Origin of the sequence: Parabacteroides provencensis, from assembly GCF_900232875.1 — a bacterium.
Lineage (GTDB): Bacteria > Bacteroidota > Bacteroidia > Bacteroidales > Tannerellaceae > Parabacteroides > Parabacteroides chinchillae.
Genome location: NZ_LT960490.1, coordinates 19,568 through 36,556, shown reverse-complemented (window position 1 = coordinate 36,556; position 16,989 = coordinate 19,568). Strand labels below are relative to the sequence as shown.

The 16,989-nt window shown below is 38.3% G+C and carries 12 protein-coding genes and 1 pseudogene; 4 read left to right on the top strand and 9 right to left on the bottom strand.

The genetic code is table 11. The features are described 5' to 3' along the window. Positions 1-15 precede the first annotated feature (15 nt). Positions 16-1,194, bottom strand: coding sequence for a site-specific integrase (locus CTY47_RS11390; protein WP_099464919.1), 1,179 nt, complete (start codon positions 1,192-1,194; stop codon positions 16-18). Positions 1,195-1,250: 56 nt separating this feature from the next. Between CTY47_RS11390 and CTY47_RS11385 the strand changes: the two genes are divergently transcribed. Beyond that, positions 1,251-1,481 (top strand): hypothetical protein, encoded by a 231-nt coding sequence (locus CTY47_RS11385; protein WP_099464918.1) that lies wholly within the window; start codon positions 1,251-1,253, stop codon positions 1,479-1,481. Between the two features lie 22 nt (positions 1,482-1,503). Here the strand turns inward: CTY47_RS11385 and CTY47_RS11380 are convergent, their stop codons facing one another. From CTY47_RS11380 to CTY47_RS11370, 3 genes are all read right to left on the bottom strand, one after another. Continuing rightward, positions 1,504-2,961 (bottom strand): IS1182 family transposase, encoded by a 1,458-nt coding sequence (locus CTY47_RS11380; protein ID WP_099464917.1) that lies wholly within the window; start codon positions 2,959-2,961, stop codon positions 1,504-1,506. Positions 2,962-3,123: 162 nt separating this feature from the next. Next, positions 3,124-4,590, bottom strand: a complete 1,467-nt coding sequence (locus CTY47_RS11375; protein WP_099464916.1) for a RagB/SusD family nutrient uptake outer membrane protein — start codon at positions 4,588-4,590, stop codon at positions 3,124-3,126. Between the two features lie 13 nt (positions 4,591-4,603). Continuing rightward, positions 4,604-7,759 carry a SusC/RagA family TonB-linked outer membrane protein gene (locus CTY47_RS11370; protein ID WP_099464915.1) on the bottom strand — a complete coding sequence of 1,052 codons (3,156 nt, stop codon included), beginning with the start codon at positions 7,757-7,759 and terminating at the stop codon, positions 4,604-4,606. Between the two features lie 714 nt (positions 7,760-8,473). Between CTY47_RS11370 and CTY47_RS11365 the strand changes: the two are divergent. The 3 genes and pseudogenes from CTY47_RS11365 to CTY47_RS11355 form a co-directional block, all read left to right on the top strand. After that, a pseudogene (locus CTY47_RS11365) lies at positions 8,474-11,434 on the top strand (SusC/RagA family TonB-linked outer membrane protein); the annotation flags it as partial. Between the two features lie 24 nt (positions 11,435-11,458). Continuing rightward, complete coding sequence (locus tag CTY47_RS11360) at positions 11,459-12,937, top strand: SusD/RagB family nutrient-binding outer membrane lipoprotein (RefSeq protein ID WP_099464913.1); 1,479 nt, start codon at positions 11,459-11,461, stop codon at positions 12,935-12,937. Between the two features lie 41 nt (positions 12,938-12,978). Further along, complete coding sequence (locus CTY47_RS11355; RefSeq protein ID WP_099464912.1) at positions 12,979-13,491, top strand: lipid-binding protein; 513 nt, start codon at positions 12,979-12,981, stop codon at positions 13,489-13,491. A gap of 101 nt (positions 13,492-13,592) precedes the next feature. Here the strand turns inward: CTY47_RS11355 and rny are convergent, their stop codons facing one another. From rny to CTY47_RS11330, 5 genes are all read right to left on the bottom strand, one after another. Next, the gene (gene rny, locus CTY47_RS11350; RefSeq protein ID WP_099464911.1) at positions 13,593-15,128 is read right to left on the bottom strand and encodes a ribonuclease Y; all 1,536 of its coding nucleotides are present in this window, start codon (positions 15,126-15,128) and stop codon (positions 13,593-13,595) included. A gap of 112 nt (positions 15,129-15,240) precedes the next feature. Beyond that, positions 15,241-15,528 (bottom strand): cell division protein ZapA, encoded by a 288-nt coding sequence (locus tag CTY47_RS11345; RefSeq protein ID WP_099464910.1) that lies wholly within the window; start codon positions 15,526-15,528, stop codon positions 15,241-15,243. A gap of 5 nt (positions 15,529-15,533) precedes the next feature. Beyond that, positions 15,534-15,827, bottom strand: coding sequence for a hypothetical protein (locus CTY47_RS11340; RefSeq protein WP_099464909.1), 294 nt, complete (start codon positions 15,825-15,827; stop codon positions 15,534-15,536). 143 nt (positions 15,828-15,970) lie between these two features. After that, on the bottom strand, positions 15,971-16,171 hold the full coding sequence (locus CTY47_RS11335) for a winged helix-turn-helix domain-containing protein (protein WP_099465263.1): 201 nt from the start codon (positions 16,169-16,171) through the stop codon (positions 15,971-15,973). Positions 16,172-16,294: 123 nt separating this feature from the next. Next, positions 16,295-16,984, bottom strand: a complete 690-nt coding sequence (locus CTY47_RS11330) for a B3/B4 domain-containing protein (protein WP_099464908.1) — start codon at positions 16,982-16,984, stop codon at positions 16,295-16,297. Positions 16,985-16,989 lie beyond the last annotated feature (5 nt).

Sequence of the window (16,989 nt, the reverse complement as noted above, 5' to 3'; positions counted from 1 at the left end):
CCCTTTTCTCTTTTATTACCCTTCTATATCTCTCTTAAATTTGATCTCTTCCAGGTCTCTCACAATAGTCATATCCATTATATCACTATATATTTCGGTTGTACGTACGCTTTTATGCCCTAGCAGCTTCTGAACCGTTGTAATATTGGCTCCATTATATAAAAGCAACGTAGCATTTGTATGTCGCGCTGTGTGGAATGATATCCGTTTATCAATTGACGCAAGCTGGCATATTCTACGTAGTTGCTTATTGATATTTGAATTTGCCGAGACAGGAACATTAAATAATGTCCTCATGTTGTTTCTATATCTTTCATAAATAGGTATAGATTTCCCGTCAAATAACAAAAACAGTGGCAGACGTACACTCACATCCGTTTTAACCGACGAATATATAAGCCACAACTTATCATCTATACTCAAAAAATTTGCATTTGTAATACTTACCACATCTGAAAAACGTAACCCTGTATAGCAGCTAAACAAAAACATATCAAGACTTCTCTGCAAAGTTCCTCTCCCATACAAATTCAGACATTCCAGTCTATTTAATTCTTCCGGTGTAAGATGAGTACGTTTTGTCTCCATATATTTAATTTTATATTTTCGAAAGGGATATCTTTGTAAATCAAATATATCTTTATTTATTGCAAGATTGATATAACGCTTCAAATGCTTCATGTGCTTAGCAATAGTATTTCTATGATACTTATGTTTCAACAGAAAATATTCGAAATCACATAAAAAATTAAAACTTAATTCATTAAAAGCTACCTCATTCTGATACAAAGACAACACATGCAATGTAGACATATGGTTCTTCAGAGTAGATGGTTTCAGATTACTGTGCATAATTTCATCTTTCATAAAAGAAGAAAACGAAGTTGGCACTATTTGCCGGGGTGTTTCCTTTAAATCTTTCAACGAAAAAACCTTTCCTCCGTGCATAGCATCCAGTTCTATCCTTTCCAGTTCAAATATATAATTATAAAGATATTGGTTTAAAGCCTCCATATTCGGGTGATTTTTAATTGCTCTTCTTTTATTATCCCATTGATTAGGCCTAACATATACTTTTGTAGAAAAGTACTTTTTTTGCCTATTCAAATAAGCCTCTACTTGAATCAACGCTTTCCCTTCCGCATTCAACTTTTTTTTTCGATTAAATACCAAATTGTAAATAACTTTTTCCATGATACACAATATTTTCTAATTAAAAACACGAAGAAACAACAATATGTTCTTTGTTTATGAAAAGGTTAGCAAAAAGTTTATCATCAAATAAAAAGACAAAAAAAGAGGCCTCCTTTTGGGAGGGCACTGAAAAATATACAATTTTTCAGCATTCCTCTTCCGATGAGGTAAAACAAAAGGTTCGCCAAGTTCATTCAATTGGATTTGGCGAATTTTATTTTTTTAGAAGGATGGTTCGCTATTGGCTTAGATTGGTTCCCCAAAAGACTTCAAATGGGCTAACTTAAAAAACATATTTTCCATTAATCATTAACTTAATTTGAGGATTCTCTTGATGTTGGCTACGAAAATAACCATAGCGCCTTGCATTCGCATGCAATCTATGCCATACGCCCAGGCCCGGTCATAACCTAATACGTTTTTTAATTCTGAGTTCTTGGCTTCTATCTTATACCGGATTTTAGCCTTCTCTCTGAATTCATCGGACTTCTCGAAGTCGGCTTGTCGCTTGTGTTGCTCGCATTGGATTTGTACGGCATATGTTTTTGTCCTGGCTCCGTCCTTGTAGCAGCCGTTTCTTCGTGAACATGGCTTACACTTCTCTACATCGAAGTAATATACCATAACCTGGTTTTTAGCCTGATTCTTTTTCCCTTGCCGGGCACGCCTTATCGCCATGTGTCCGGCCGGACATACAAACATTCCGGCATCCTTGTTAAATTCGAATTTATCTTCATCTTTACGTGCACCATTGCTTATCATCGGGTTTAGTCTTGCCACCAGCTTAAATCCATGCGATTCATCATTGGATAAAATAATGTTGGCCTTACCCGAATATGCGGTATCTCCTACAACTGTCTCCACTTCCATACCGTTTGCACGGCTCTGCTCCACAAGTTCCTGAAGTTGTGGACCGTCTCCCTTTTCTCCAGAAGTGACAGTCGCAGCAGTGATGATGCGTTCGTCACTCATGGCAATATGAGTCTTGTAACCAAAGAAGGAATCATCCGTGCTTTTATGGCCCATCCGCGCATCCCCATCCTTGGAAGTCACATAATGATCCTCGATATCCGACAATACCTCCTTGAGCATGTTCAGCCGTTCTTTAATCTTAGGGACCTCGGCCAATGCGGGATTTGAACCCACCACGTCAATCAACGCCTTTGTATAGCCAAGCTCGTGTTCAATATCATCAACCGTGTTCTTTTCTGGAAGAGAACCCTTTATCCGATCGTCAGTGTTATAGATGCTTTTACGTAAATGCTTGGAGCGTAACCGCAATATCTCCAGGGAAGACCAAGGATTGCTCCGTGAGCCGGTGTGGGTGGCATCAACTATTATCGTGCGTGACTTGATAATATCTTTCTCTATGGCTATACTCACTGTTTTACCGATAAGCATATCGAGCAGATCCTTATCTTTAAGCCGCAACTTGCGAAATTTACACAGTGAACTCGGATTGATCAAATCTGTTTCCTCCGGATTCATATCAAGGAAGTATTTGAAAGACATGTCATATCTGGAACGTTCTACCACATCAACGTCTGAAATGTCATAGATCGTCTTCAACAAAAGATACTTGAACATCCGTACTGGGCTTTCTGCCATTCTGCCATTGTCCTGACAATACTTATCTACCAGCTCCTGGTGGATAAAAGAGAAGTCTATTAAATCATTGATTTGCCGCAACAGGTTATCCTTAGGGAGGATCAAATCATATAAATCAGCATAATCGCTGAACTGAATGGTTCGTTGTAGTGGTAACATATCTCTCTGATTATGTACCATAAAGTTACTAAAAAATCGGCACATACACAAGTTTATCACTTGAATATATGCCGATGAATTTTAGATTCCATCAATGGAGAGATACTTTTTCAGTGCCCTCCCTTTTGGATGCCTCTTTTTTTAGATGTAAATACAAGATTATTAATTCTGATCTGTTTCCGAAATTTCAGGGTTACCTTCAATTTCCTTGGTTGGGATTTGTATCACCCTTATTTTTGAACTCCATGGAACCGGTTGGTCTCCACCTTCTGCAGTAATATTGCCTTTTGGATGATTTGTTCCCGCATAAGTACGATCTATTGTTTTTTCCAAACGGTTAAACTCAAAGAGTGATTGACCTTCACCCCATAATTCAATACGTTTATGTAAAAATATCTGGTTTATCAATTCATCAACATTGGCAGACCATTTATACGGGCATTCGCCATCAGTTGAACGTGCTGCAGAAATTGTGTTCAATGTAGTTTGTGCTCCACTGATATTTCCTTGCCTTGCCTGAGCTTCCGCTTTAATATAATAAGCTTCTGCACAACGCAAATAAACCAAATCGCCCAGGAACTTCTTGCTTGGGTCTACAAATTTAAACTGCATATACGGAATCTTATATGTTCCGTCTTTAAAACACTGTTTACGAATATCTTTCGCATCAATAGCATCATATAAACGTCTATCTACACATTTATACTGCCCCAAACTACCGGCATATCCCGGTGAAAGATTATCCATGATAGAAAAGAATGACGCATAGCTTGTTGTATTTTCAGATGTTACATCAACTGCCCACAACCATTCTATATTTGCCATATCTGCAAACCCTGCCGTATAATCACTTGTAGACATTAAAGATGTAGCAGCTATTACATCCGAAGCCATTTTTTCAGCTGTTGCATAATCTTCGTAATACATAGCAGCACGTGCATATAATGCTTTAGCAGCTAATTGTCCTACCCGGGTTTTATCATAATCGTCGCCTTCCAGTAAAGCAATAGCATTTGTATAATCTGCTTTAATCTGATCATAAACATCAGATACTTTGCCACGCGGATTGCCTTCCAAACCTACGGTAGTATAGACTGGCACACCAGGAAGATCCTTTACATCCGCCCATTTACCAGCTTTCTGATATATATTCACCAACGTAAAATAATGAAATGCACGCAATGCCAATGATTCGCCTTTTAAATGACGTTGTTCTTCATTTAATTCATTATCATTCGGATATATATCTATTATACTGTTCAAATCACGAATCTGAGCATAACAATATTTCCACTGACGCAATGAACGAGAATACGTTGCTGCACGATTATCCAAGTTATAATCAGCAACAAACCACTGTTTATTGGTATAATGCACTACATCTTCCGTCATCATATCGCATGAGATATCAATAGACCGCTGTCCGAAATCATCATGTCTGGATGCGCCAAAACCATATTGAACAGAACGTGAATAAACACCTTGTACAATAGCATCACTGTTCATGTCTACAGTTTCCTGCAACTGATCTCCTTTTACATATTCATTATCTTCCGGTTCCAAAAAGTCAGAACAAGAAAGAGAGAAGGATGCAAATGTCCCTAATAATATTATTGATTTGAGTTTCATAATTATTTATCTTTTATAACGTTACGTTAATACCGAAAGAAATCGTACGGATCGGGGAATAATTAAATTCTGATGTACCATAATCATACTGACGAGGATCCAAACCTTTTCTATGAGAGAACAATGCCAGGTTATCACCGGCAAAGTAAACTCTTAGCTTATCAATACTCAAAGTGCGCAACCATTTCTTCGGAAGTGAATATCCTAAAGTGATATTACGGATATTGAAGAAAGAGGCATTTGTCAGATAAAGATCCGAAGTACCGTTGGCGTCTTTATATCCCATCAACATTACAGGAACAGATGTATTAGTATTCGTCGGTGTCCAGGCATTGAGCAAATCTTTATGCATACCGCGTCCCGATTCTCTCATCTGCATAGTAGATGCATAGATAGCATCATATACATCCCCTCCTATTTGATAACTGAACAAAGCAGACAAATCAATATCTTTCCAGGATAAAGAAGTTGAAAGACCTCCTGTTAAATCAGGAATGGCACAACCTACTTTCCGGCGGCTTGTGTTTGTATAAGCATCAGAGTTAACGATAGAAGTGCCTTTCAATGTACCATCTTCATTATATACATTCCACATTGCCTTACCATTTTCATCCAATCCTGCATATTCGGGTAAATATAAATCATAAATAGAACCGCCTTCAACCATTTTTGTATATCCTTGTCCAAGTATTCCTTCTTTACGGTTTTCTGCCGGCAATTCAAGAATTGTATTCTTCACATGAGTAAAATTCAGTCCTACGTTCCATCTCCAGTCTCTTGTTTTTATAATATCCACGTCCGTTTCTATTTCAATACCTTTATTACTCATTTTACCTAAGTTTACCGGTAAAGTAGAAATACCGATTGAAACAGCCACCGGCTTATAGAACAACATATCTGTTGTTTTCTTATAAAAATATTCCAGATTGAAATGGAAACGATCCCACATAGTAGTTTCAAAACCAATATTAAAGTTCAGGTTCTTTTCCCATGAAATATCTTTATTACCTACATAATATTGCTTAACAGATACATTTCCATTATTATTAGCCACTTCATATTGATCCATATAAGGAATATAATTTATATCCGTACCATTTGCATAATATAAATTATCATTACCCTGTGTACCAACACTTGCTTTTATTTTCAGGTCATTCAGCCAAGATGATGCATCTTGCAAAAATCCCTCTTGTCCGAGACGCCAAGACACACCAACCGAACCAAAATTACCCCAACGGTTATCCGGGTGGAAACGGCTGGAACCATCACGACGGAAACTGGCGCTTAAATAATATTTATCATCATACGATAAGTTTGCACGGAACAATATACCCGTCACACTATATTTCTTTAAATAAGAAGATAATTCAGCATAAACTACCGCATTAGAAAAGTCGGGGGCAGAAACTGTTGCCAGATTTCTTTTCTGGCCATACAGATAATTCCATTCTTTCTTGTAGCTTTCAATACCAGCCATACCTTCAACAGACAGTTTATCAAATGTCTTTCTATAGTTCAAGAATACAGAACCTGTATAAGAAAACCATTTTTGATTTTCTTGTTCAACATAACCACCATTAGATGCGGCATCACCATATAAAGGATTCGTTAAATAAGCACCGTTTTTATAGGTAGTATTCACATCAAAGTTTCCACGAATAGACAAGCCGTCATAAACTTCTGCTTCCAAGAATGCAGATGCCGATACATTGTCCAGTGTGATTCGGTTAACATCATAATCTAAGACACCTGCAGGGTTTGAAGCTCCTGCATAAGGACGAGAATAACCATATTGTCCCTGATCTCCATAGTCGTAAATATCTTTGCCGTTTTTATCTTTTATAATTGCACCTGTTTTAGGATCATGCAAATAAACCGGATAAATAGGAGCAATATTACGAGTCCATTGGAAATAGTTTACATATGAACCTCCGGATGTTGTCGGATAATTCTGTATTGTATGGGCATAAGCCAGGTTTGCACCGGCTTTTAACCATTTGGTCAAGTTTCTTTCATAACGTACACGACCACTGTAACGATCAAACCCTGAACCTTTTGCATAAGATTCGTCTCCTAAATAACCTAAGCTGATGAAATAAGTCTGCTTGTCGTCACTACCACCAAGACTGAGGTTATATTCCTGACGCAAAGAATTTCTAAACAAAGCGTCGCTCCAGTCATCGGTATACAACAAACGGGCATTCGGATTTATTTTACCATCAGCTCCTATTAATTCAGACCAGGGCACATTATAATTATTATATCCACCTAAAATAGCTTGTAAAGAGTTTGCCGGATCATCACTTCCTAAAGTTGATACCACATCACTCGGGCTCATTCCTGTAGCAATCAATTTATTGTATTGCGCTTTCCAAGATTGTTCATAGTAAACACTACGATCGGTTATCATATCATATTCAGGAACCGAACGACTGTTTACTCCCCATTTCATATCCAAATTAATACCTAATTTGGTTTTATTGCCTCTTTTCGTTGTAATAAGAATTACACCATTGGCACCACGGGCTCCATACAAAGAGTTTGCTGCCGCATCTTTCAATACAGTCATACTCTCAATATCAGCAGAATTCAATGTACTGATCGGGCCATCGTAAGTAGCGCCATCTACAATATAAAGAGGATCCTTTCCTGCATTAATAGAACCGATACCACGTATACGAACTGTTGGGTTTTCACCCGGCTGGCCTGTTTTTGAAACAATCTGTACACCAGCTGCACGTCCGTCCAACGCATTTGTAATTGTTGCCGATTGAATTTGCTTGATATCATCTGCTTTTACTGCAGACGCAGAACCGGTAAACGATTTCTTCGTTGTTGTTCCGTAAGCTACAACCATCACCTCATCCAATGCCTGGGACGAACTATTCAACACTATTTTCATGTGAGGCTGGATTGGAAGCTCCTTCGTTTCCATTCCGACATATGAAACTACCAGAGTCTTTGCAGAACTTGGTACATTTAGAGTAAATGCACCGTCATAATCCGTTACAGTACCTGTAGTAGTACCCTTTACCATTACAGACGCTCCAATAATTGGTTCACTGTCTTCTGCCGAAATAACAGTACCTGTTATTTTCGTCGTCTGAGCAGTCGCCAATCCAATACCTAACATTAGGCATAATAAAAGATAAGTCAACCTTTTCATAGACACACTTTTTTGTTTAACTTATGAATAACTAATTTGCAATCTTTGATGTTTATATTTAAAGCAATATTAAATAATCGGAATGAGGCAAATGTAATAATAAATTTATTACAACAATAAAAATCTAACATAAAAATACAAACAAAGTTGGCTTTAATTACTAAAACACAAGGAATACAGGTTTTTTACAATAAAGCATCACTTTTAAAAATCGCAAATACCAGGATATACCAATCTTAATTTTGTCTATTTTTAATTTTTATAATTTACACACAAAAACGAATTGATATGTAAATATTATATTCTATTAGTTAATAAAGCAAGGTGCTATAATCCTTCAGAATCAGAAGATATGTCAAATACCTATATTTAATCTGTATTTCTACCTGATTGTCTCCAAATAAATTTAGAACTTACATTATGTTTTATTTTTACAGAGTAAACCCATATTTACTTCCGTGCTTATGAAGTAATTCATGCTATACATTATATTAATTTTATCATACGGACTTTTTAAGTATTTGATCCTATATATTTATTCTTTTGTCCCTGGTCAAAATTAAATGAATATATATTCTATACTTTTCTCTAAATTGTCTGAGTGCTGAAAATAAAAGCAAGGAAGGAAGAAATAAGCAAAATATAATCAGAGAATAGTTTTATACGATATAATTTTTTTTGTTCTGCAAAGACTAATTAGGTTCTGCAAAGACTCTAGTTATCTCCTATGTTGGTATGATAACTCGCGAAGTCCTTGTTCAACCTACCTTAAACATTGTTTTACAAGCCGGATCGCAAAACATTGAAGAAGTTGTAGTTACCGCAATCGGTATGAAAAAGCAGGAAAAAGCTCTGGGTTACGCAGCTTCTACCATCAAAAGTGACGATCTGGTAGCAGCAAAGTCCGGTTCTGTTATGACCGGTTTGACTGGTAAAGTTGCCGGTATTAACATTACAAATGCCGGAGGTACCGGCTCTGCACAAAAGGTTATCGTTCGTGGTATCAGTTCTTTTGACGCTAACCAACCTTTATATGTTGTTGATGGTGTACCTATTATGAACGAATTTTCCGGTAGTGGTACTGAATCGACAGCACTAAACAACACTGTAGACTTCGGTAATGCTGCAAATGACATTAACCCGGAAGATGTAGAATCTGTTACAGTTTTAAAAGGTGCCTCCGCTACAGCACTATACGGCTCGCGTGCAGCAAACGGTGTGATTATGATCACAACCAAACGCGCCAGCGCAGAAAAACTCACTGTAACTTACGACGGAACCTTCATGGGGTCTAATGTGTTACGCGTTCCGCAAACTCAAAACAGATTCGGTCAGGGTTGGCCGGACTGGAGCCCTATGGAAAACGGATCATGGGGTCCCGTATTAGACGGACGTGAGCACGCCTGGGGTGCATTCTCTGACGGAACACCAGGGAATCTGACACCATTAACAAAGCCATTCTCTTATGTAGAAAACAACATGCGTGATTTTTATCAAACAGGCTTTGAAACCAACAACAACGTTTCGGTTCGTATGGGTAATGATAAACTGGGTTTGGTTGCTTCATACGGTAATGTAACATCTACAGGCGTAATGCCGATGGACGCCGACAAGTATCAACGTAACACTATTTCTTTAAGAGGTAATGCCAAGTACAAACGTTTCTATTCTGAAATTAACTTCAACTATGTTCGCAAAGACATTACCCGTCCTAGTACAGGACAAGGCGGACAAGGTGCAACCATGTTCCAGGAAATTCTTCAGCATGCTACCGATGTAAGCATCTCTGACATGAAAGATTACAATAACCCGTACTATAATACGGATAACTTCTATACGGCTTACGCAACAAACCCGTATTGGGTGTTGGCAAACAACAAAAACCAATTTCAAGACGACCGCATTTACGGTAAGATAGAAGTTGCATTTGATATTATGGAAGGTTTAAAAGCCGTAGGACGTTTAGGAGGTGATTTCTCAAATTCCCGTCAACAAAAATGGAACCAGAAAGCAACCTACTCTCCCGGTTCATGGAGTAGTATAGGCGGAAAGAAAGAAGAAGCCGGATCTTATACCGAACGCCGCGAATACAGCGGACAAATCGATGCTACAGCCTATTTGAATGCCGATTACAAAATTGGAGAAGACATAAATATTAATGGTCTGATTGGATGGAACTTAAACACCCGTACATTCTCTTATATAAATTCGTATCTGTACGGATTACAACAAGAAGATTGGTTCAACCTGGAAAATGGAGCAGACAAACCTATTACAACAACCCGTGAAGAAAACCGCCGTTTGATCGGTTTGTTCGCTCAAGCCGAATTTGGATATAAGAACTTCTGGTTTGTTAATGCATCATTGCGTAACGACTGGTCGTCAACATTACCTAAAGGTCAAAACAGTTTCTTCTACGGAGGTTTAAATACTTCTTTAATTTTAACCGAGTTGTTCCCTGAACTGCAAAGTGATGCTTTGAACTTCCTGAAAGTTCGTGCAGCCTGGGGTAAGACAGGTAATGATGCACCGGTGTACAGAACATCCAGTTATTATATCCCGACACAAGTCAGTTTAGGCTTTGGTAGTTTATACCTGCCTATCAACAGCACAATGGGTATGACTGAATACAATGTTATGCCCAACACGGGACTGAAACCCGAAACAACAACCGAATTGGAATTTGGTTTAACTACCCACATGTGGAACAACCGTATCAATTTCGATATCGCTTATTATAATAAGGATACAAAAGACCAGATTATTTCTGCCAATTTAGCTCCCGAGACCAGATACACGAGTATGACCCGTAATGTGGGTAAGGTTAACAATCACGGTGTAGAAATTGCATTCAGTGTTATTCCTATCCAGACAAAAGACTGGGAATGGGAAATAGGAGCTACATTTACAAAGAACTGGAGTGAAGTAAAAGAACTCTGGGACGGTGTAGACGAATATGTATTGAAGAGTGGATATGATGTAGACCTTGTTGCCAAGGTAGGCGAACCTTTAGGTATATTCAAAGTGCCAAAGGTTGCAACAACGGATGACGGTAAGGTCATTGTTACAAGTGCAGGTCTTCCCCAGATTGCTGCCGGAGAAAAGGACATTATCGGTTCTTCTACCCCCAACTTCCTGATGGGCTTTAACACTCGTCTGAGTTGGAAAGGATTTACTTTAGGTGCAGTTCTCGATTGGAGAAATGGCGGCTATTTCTATTCTTATACTTCACAATTGCTGACCTTCTCCGGAAACTCAACGATGACTGCTTATAACGATCGCCAGTCATTCGTTATTCCTAACTCCGTAAAAGTTGTGAACGGACAGTATGTAGAAAACAATATACCTGTTAGCCGTTCAAACATGTACAATTACTGGAATAATGCATCTAACAAAGACCAGTTCCGCAATTGGGTATTACCAAAAGACTATCTGAAATTAAGAGAAATAACCTTATCTTATAGCTTCCCTAAAAGTATAATTAAGAAAACTCCGTTGACAGCATTACAAGTAAGCTTAATAGGACGTAACTTATTTATGTGGACACCTAAAAAGAACAACTTTGTAGACCCCGAATCAACCAACTATGGTAACGATATCCGTTCTGAACTTGGTGAATTTGCAGCTGCTCCAACAACGCGCACGTTTGGTGGCGGTGTGAAAGTAACATTTTAAGTAACTTGATAAATAAAAGACAATATGAAAAGATTGAATTTATTATATACAGGATTGATTAGTTGTCTGCTTCTGTCTAATACAGCCTGCAGCGATTATCTGGATATAAACGACAACCCCAACTATCCGGCAGAAGTATCTTATACTTCTCTGCTTCCTTCCGGTATAGCATCAACCGCTTCCGTATTAGGTAGCATTTATGAACTGTATGGCGGTATGTGGTCTCAGCATTATATGCAAGGGCAAACATCAAACCAATATAACACTATTTGCAATTACAGTATCACCAACTCTGCAGATGGACGTTTATGGTCTATCCCTTATTCAATATCTTTGCCCGATCTTGATCTGGTTATAAAGAAAGCTGAAGAAGAAAAAGCCTGGAATTATTGGGCGGCAGCAAAGGTTATGATGGCTTTCAACTATCATTTCCTGGTCGACACATACGGATCTATCCCTTTCACAGAAGCATTAAAAGCCGACGAAGGTATTTTGAATCCGAAATTTGACGACAGTAAAACAGTTGTTTATCCCGGATTAATTGCCATGCTGGACGAAGTTATCGCTAAGTCCGGAGAGTTATCCAACCCATCTCTTCCATCTCTTTCAACTCAGGACTACATCTTTGGAACCTCTAAAGGTACGGACATGTCTAAATGGGTTTCTTTTGCAAAGAGTTTGAAACTAAAACTGTTGATGAGAGATTTCAATACCAATAAAGCAGCCATAGAATCTCTGCTGAATGAAAATGATTTGCTGACAGTCGATGCAAAAATGGATCTCTTCATGGATTTGGAAAACAAGTCAAATCCGTTGTATGAAAACGACCGCCGTAAGTTGAATACAAATAACAACATTCGCGCATGTGCAACCCTTTGCGAATACATGAAAAAATTCAACGATCCCCGTTTGAATGACTTCTTTAACCCTAATGAAGATGGATCCGGCACAACCTCATTAAAATGCGGAGACAGGCCTACCGAACTAAAGACAAACCAAGTATCTATCGTTGTTCTTGAGCCAACCGATCCGGTTTATTTAATGTCTGCTGCAGAAGTTGCATTCCTGAAAGCTGAGGCTTATACCCGCCTGGGCAACGCAGATAAAGCCAAAGAGAACTACAATAAAGGTGTTACTTTAGCATTCGAACGTTGGGGCAAAGACGCTTCATCTTTCATTGCAGACGGTGGTGCTTATGCATTCAACAGCAAAGATCAACAATCTATGCTAACAAGCATCTTGACTCAGAAGTGGATTGCTGCAACCCGTTGCCAGGCTTGGGATTCATGGTTCGACATCAACCGTACCGGAATACCTGCGTTGGGAACAACTTTCCCTGATGAAGAAGGATATATATGGGGAAATCTGACACCTTGTATCGGTTCAGCTCTGGGAGCCGGCGAATATCCTCGTCGTCTGCTTTACCCAAAAGGCTCATCTGATTATAACACAAACACACCTTCTGTAATTCCTTTGCAGGAAAAACAATGGTGGCATAAGTAACAAATATGGCACGTTATTATTAATGTATTAAGAGAATCAATATGAAACAGATCAAAAAGATATTAATGGCATTACTGGCAGTAATCACTTTTACTGCATGTGAAACTTATGGTGATTACGAAACCGAATATTCCGTAATCTATCCTTTATGCGGAGAATGGATTGTTAACGTTTACGATGCAAGCGGTCAGGCTATAAAAGAAAAAGTAACCTGCAATACGTATAATACATCTGATAACGCAACAGATAAAATGTGGATAAAAATGGGTGCCGCAGCAAATAATTATGGTATTCTTAGTAAAGTAAACTGTAATGTAGCAGCAAAAGATTTCAGCGGAGAAAACATCCAGAATCTGGTAGATTCACAAGACGGAGCAACATCTGCATCAACAGTCTCTGTTACTAACGGTAAAGTTACTTTAAATGGTTATGACACTCCTACAGGACACAAGGCAGATGCTATCGAATTTACAATGACAAATTCAAAGTACCCGGGAGAAACATTAACAATTAAAGGCTTCCGTAAGACCGGTTGGGCTGGCGAAGATTACTAACACACACTCTCTCAAACAAAACAGGGCGTTCCGGTTTCGGAACGCCCTGTTTTATTATTTACCTATCTGATTATTCAGAAAAGGTTTCTGTATTGGTACACTTACTTAGCATAACTTACTGCACGTGTTTCACGGATAACCGTAATCTTAACTTGACCCGGATATGTCATTTCATCCTGAATTTTCTTTGCAATTTCAGTAGACAAGCTTTCTGTATCTTTATCATCGATCTTATCTGCCCCTACAATAACGCGAAGTTCACGTCCTGCCTGAATTGCATAAGTCTTAACAACACCCGGATAAGACAACGCAAGCTGTTCCAGGTCGTTCAAACGTTTAATATAAGCTTCAACAATCTCACGGCGAGCACCCGGGCGAGCACCGGAAATAGCATCACAAACCTGTACAATAGGTGCCAGCAACGTCTGCATCTCCACTTCATCATGGTGAGCACCTACAGCATTGCAAATATCCGGTTTCTCTTTATATTTCTCACATAACTTCATACCCAATATTGCGTGTGGCAATTCCGGTTCATCATCAGGCACCTTACCTATATCATGCAACAATCCTGCACGCTTTGCTTTTTTCGGATTCAAACCCAACTCAGAAGCCATCACTGCACATAAATTTGCTGTTTCACGGGCATGCTGCAACAAATTCTGACCATAAGACGAACGGTATTTCATTTTACCTATCATTCGTATCAGTTCCGGGTGCAAACCATGTACGCCCAAATCAATTACAGTACGCTTACCGGTTTCAACGACTTCGTCTTCAACCTGTTTTTTCACTTTCGTCACAACTTCTTCAATGCGTGCCGGATGAATACGTCCATCCTGTACTAACTGATGCAGAGCCAAACGTGCTATTTCGCGACGAACCGGATCAAAGCCGGAAAGGACAATTGCTTCCGGAGTATCATCCACAACAATCTCAATACCTGTTGCAGCTTCCAAAGCGCGAATATTACGACCTTCACGACCAATTATACGCCCTTTTATTTCATCTGATTCTATATGGAAAACAGTAATCGAGTTTTCTATTGCAGTTTCCGTTGCTACACGTTGAATAGATTGTATTACTATTTTCTTGGCTTCTTTATTAGCCGTCATTTTAGCTTCTTCTACAATCTCGCTGATAAAGGAAGCTGCTTGGGATTTTGCTTCATCTTTCAACGATTCTATCAGGCGTTCTTTTGCTTCGTCTGCCGATAATCCGGAAAGAGTTTCCAGATGTTCTACCTCTTTTTGATGAAGTTTTTCAAGTTCCTGTTTTTTCTTTTCTATGATTTCCAGTTGAGATGCCAAATTCTCTTTTACAACTTCAACTTCCGAATTCTTACGTTGAAGTTCTTCTTGGCGCTGATTGATTGTCAGTTCTTTCTGTTTCAGTTTTGTTTCTACAGATTGGATTTTAGCATTGCGTTGAGATACTTGTTTTTCCAGATCAGCCTTTAAATGCAAGAATTTCTCCTTTACTTCAAGCAATTTATTTTTCTTTATTACCTCAGCCTCCTTTTCCGCCTCATGAAGTATGGAATCATACTTGGACTTCAAAAGGAAACGCATACCAACCCATACTAGTAATCCTCCTACTAAGAAGGTTACCATTGATATGATTATATACACTCCCATTTAACTAATAATTTTAATTCATTATTTTATATACAAAAAAAGCACTACGATTACACGGTAACTTCCGTGTAAAGCAGTGCGGAAAACTACTCCTTACAGTATGATATACAATTTATTTCTCTTTCAGATACGACTCCAACTCTGCTGTAAGTTGTTGTATCTTCTCCGTAAAAGGACTTGTATCATTCTTATCTCGCAACTGTAAATTCTGCAATGCCAGATGAACAGCCGCCATGGCTAACAAATCTTTCATATCACTTCCAAAACGTGAATGATAAAGAGAAACCACCTCACGAACACGAACTTCCGCTTTCCGGTAAATTTCTTCATCTCTACGTTCTATCGTAAGTGGATAACTCTTACCTGCTATATTTAAATGTATACCTAATGGGTCATCCATCGCGTCTATTCATTTAATAGTGCAATGCATTTGTCTACTTCCCGCACTAATTTTGATAATCGCATCCGGGCACCTCTTGCCTCTCCTTCACTTACGGAAACAACCCTGGCCGTTAGCATATTATCACACTTGGCATTTAATTCGTCAATCTTTTCTTTCACCTGCTGTAATTCTACATCCTTGACTTCCAAAGCCTTTTCCAGTTCGTTAATTTTACGCCTTTGCTTCTCACAAAGTGCTATCAAATCACGAACCCTTACTTCAAAGACAGCGAGCAATTTATTATGATCTTCGGTCATTTCACACCAAATTCTAGACAAAAGTAAACTTTAGAATTGAATTAAGCAACAATCTGCTCCTTTTTTTGACAGAAAAGGATAAACAAAAGGCTGTCTAATCGGTATCAGACAGCCTTCTTTAAATCTTTCGTCTATTTCACTTATTAAACCAGCGAAACAAATACTTCACCTTCAACTTCTTCAAAAGCTAATTTGCCTTCTTTGGCTAACCAACCAAATGCAGCATATAAATCTTTCTCTGCTTTGATCTTAGTTGCTTTCTTAATTGCCTTAACACTCATTTTGCCGCCTTCGTTTAAGATATTCCAAACCAGACCTGCATTTGTACCAATCAATTCAATCATTTCTTTGATTTCTTTTTGTTTACGTGGCAAATTTAGGGATTAATCAATTAAGACAAAAGGAAATAGATGTTTTTTAGCATAAAAATAATACATTTTTACCTTTCAATGCAATAATTAATACCATTATAACACTATTTTAACTCTATTATTTAAAGAAATAAGCTCTGATTCAATTTTTATTGCTGAAACATATCTTTTTAACAGGTTGACTGCATAACTCCCAGCCTCTATCAGCCCTTCTTTTCCGGCATATCCATTTATAATCATTAACAGGCTTTTGGTTGTCTTTTCTATTTTAGTCCGTTCTTCGTCACTGGTCGGAGTTCCGATACCTCCTACGTTATCGCGATATACAGGCAAACCCGCAATATTTAATTCGCCGCGTCCAATACCATGATATATTTCTCCTTCTTTTCCAACGCCCAAAATAAGATTTCCTTCTATTTTACCGGCATCAAATCCCCCGATAGAATATCCGCTTTTAATAGATACAAGATTTATTAAATCGACAAGCGTATCAACCTTATACAGACCTAATCCGCGCAAAATACGCCTACGCAAAGCCTCTGCCGACGGACGATATCGATTCGGATCTTTACCCAATTTCTTATATGCTTGGCGTGTGGCCAATATAGGAAGCCATTTGTTTATTTCTTCCAGCTTAGTGGTTGAAGAAACAATACTTTCCATTTGATTAATTTCTTCCCACAGCAATGGATCCGATTCCGTATTTCTTACCTCACAAACTATTGCCAATACATGCAAATCAGGACAAGCTAAAGTTATTTCCTCAGAAATTGAAATTTGAATCATAGGTT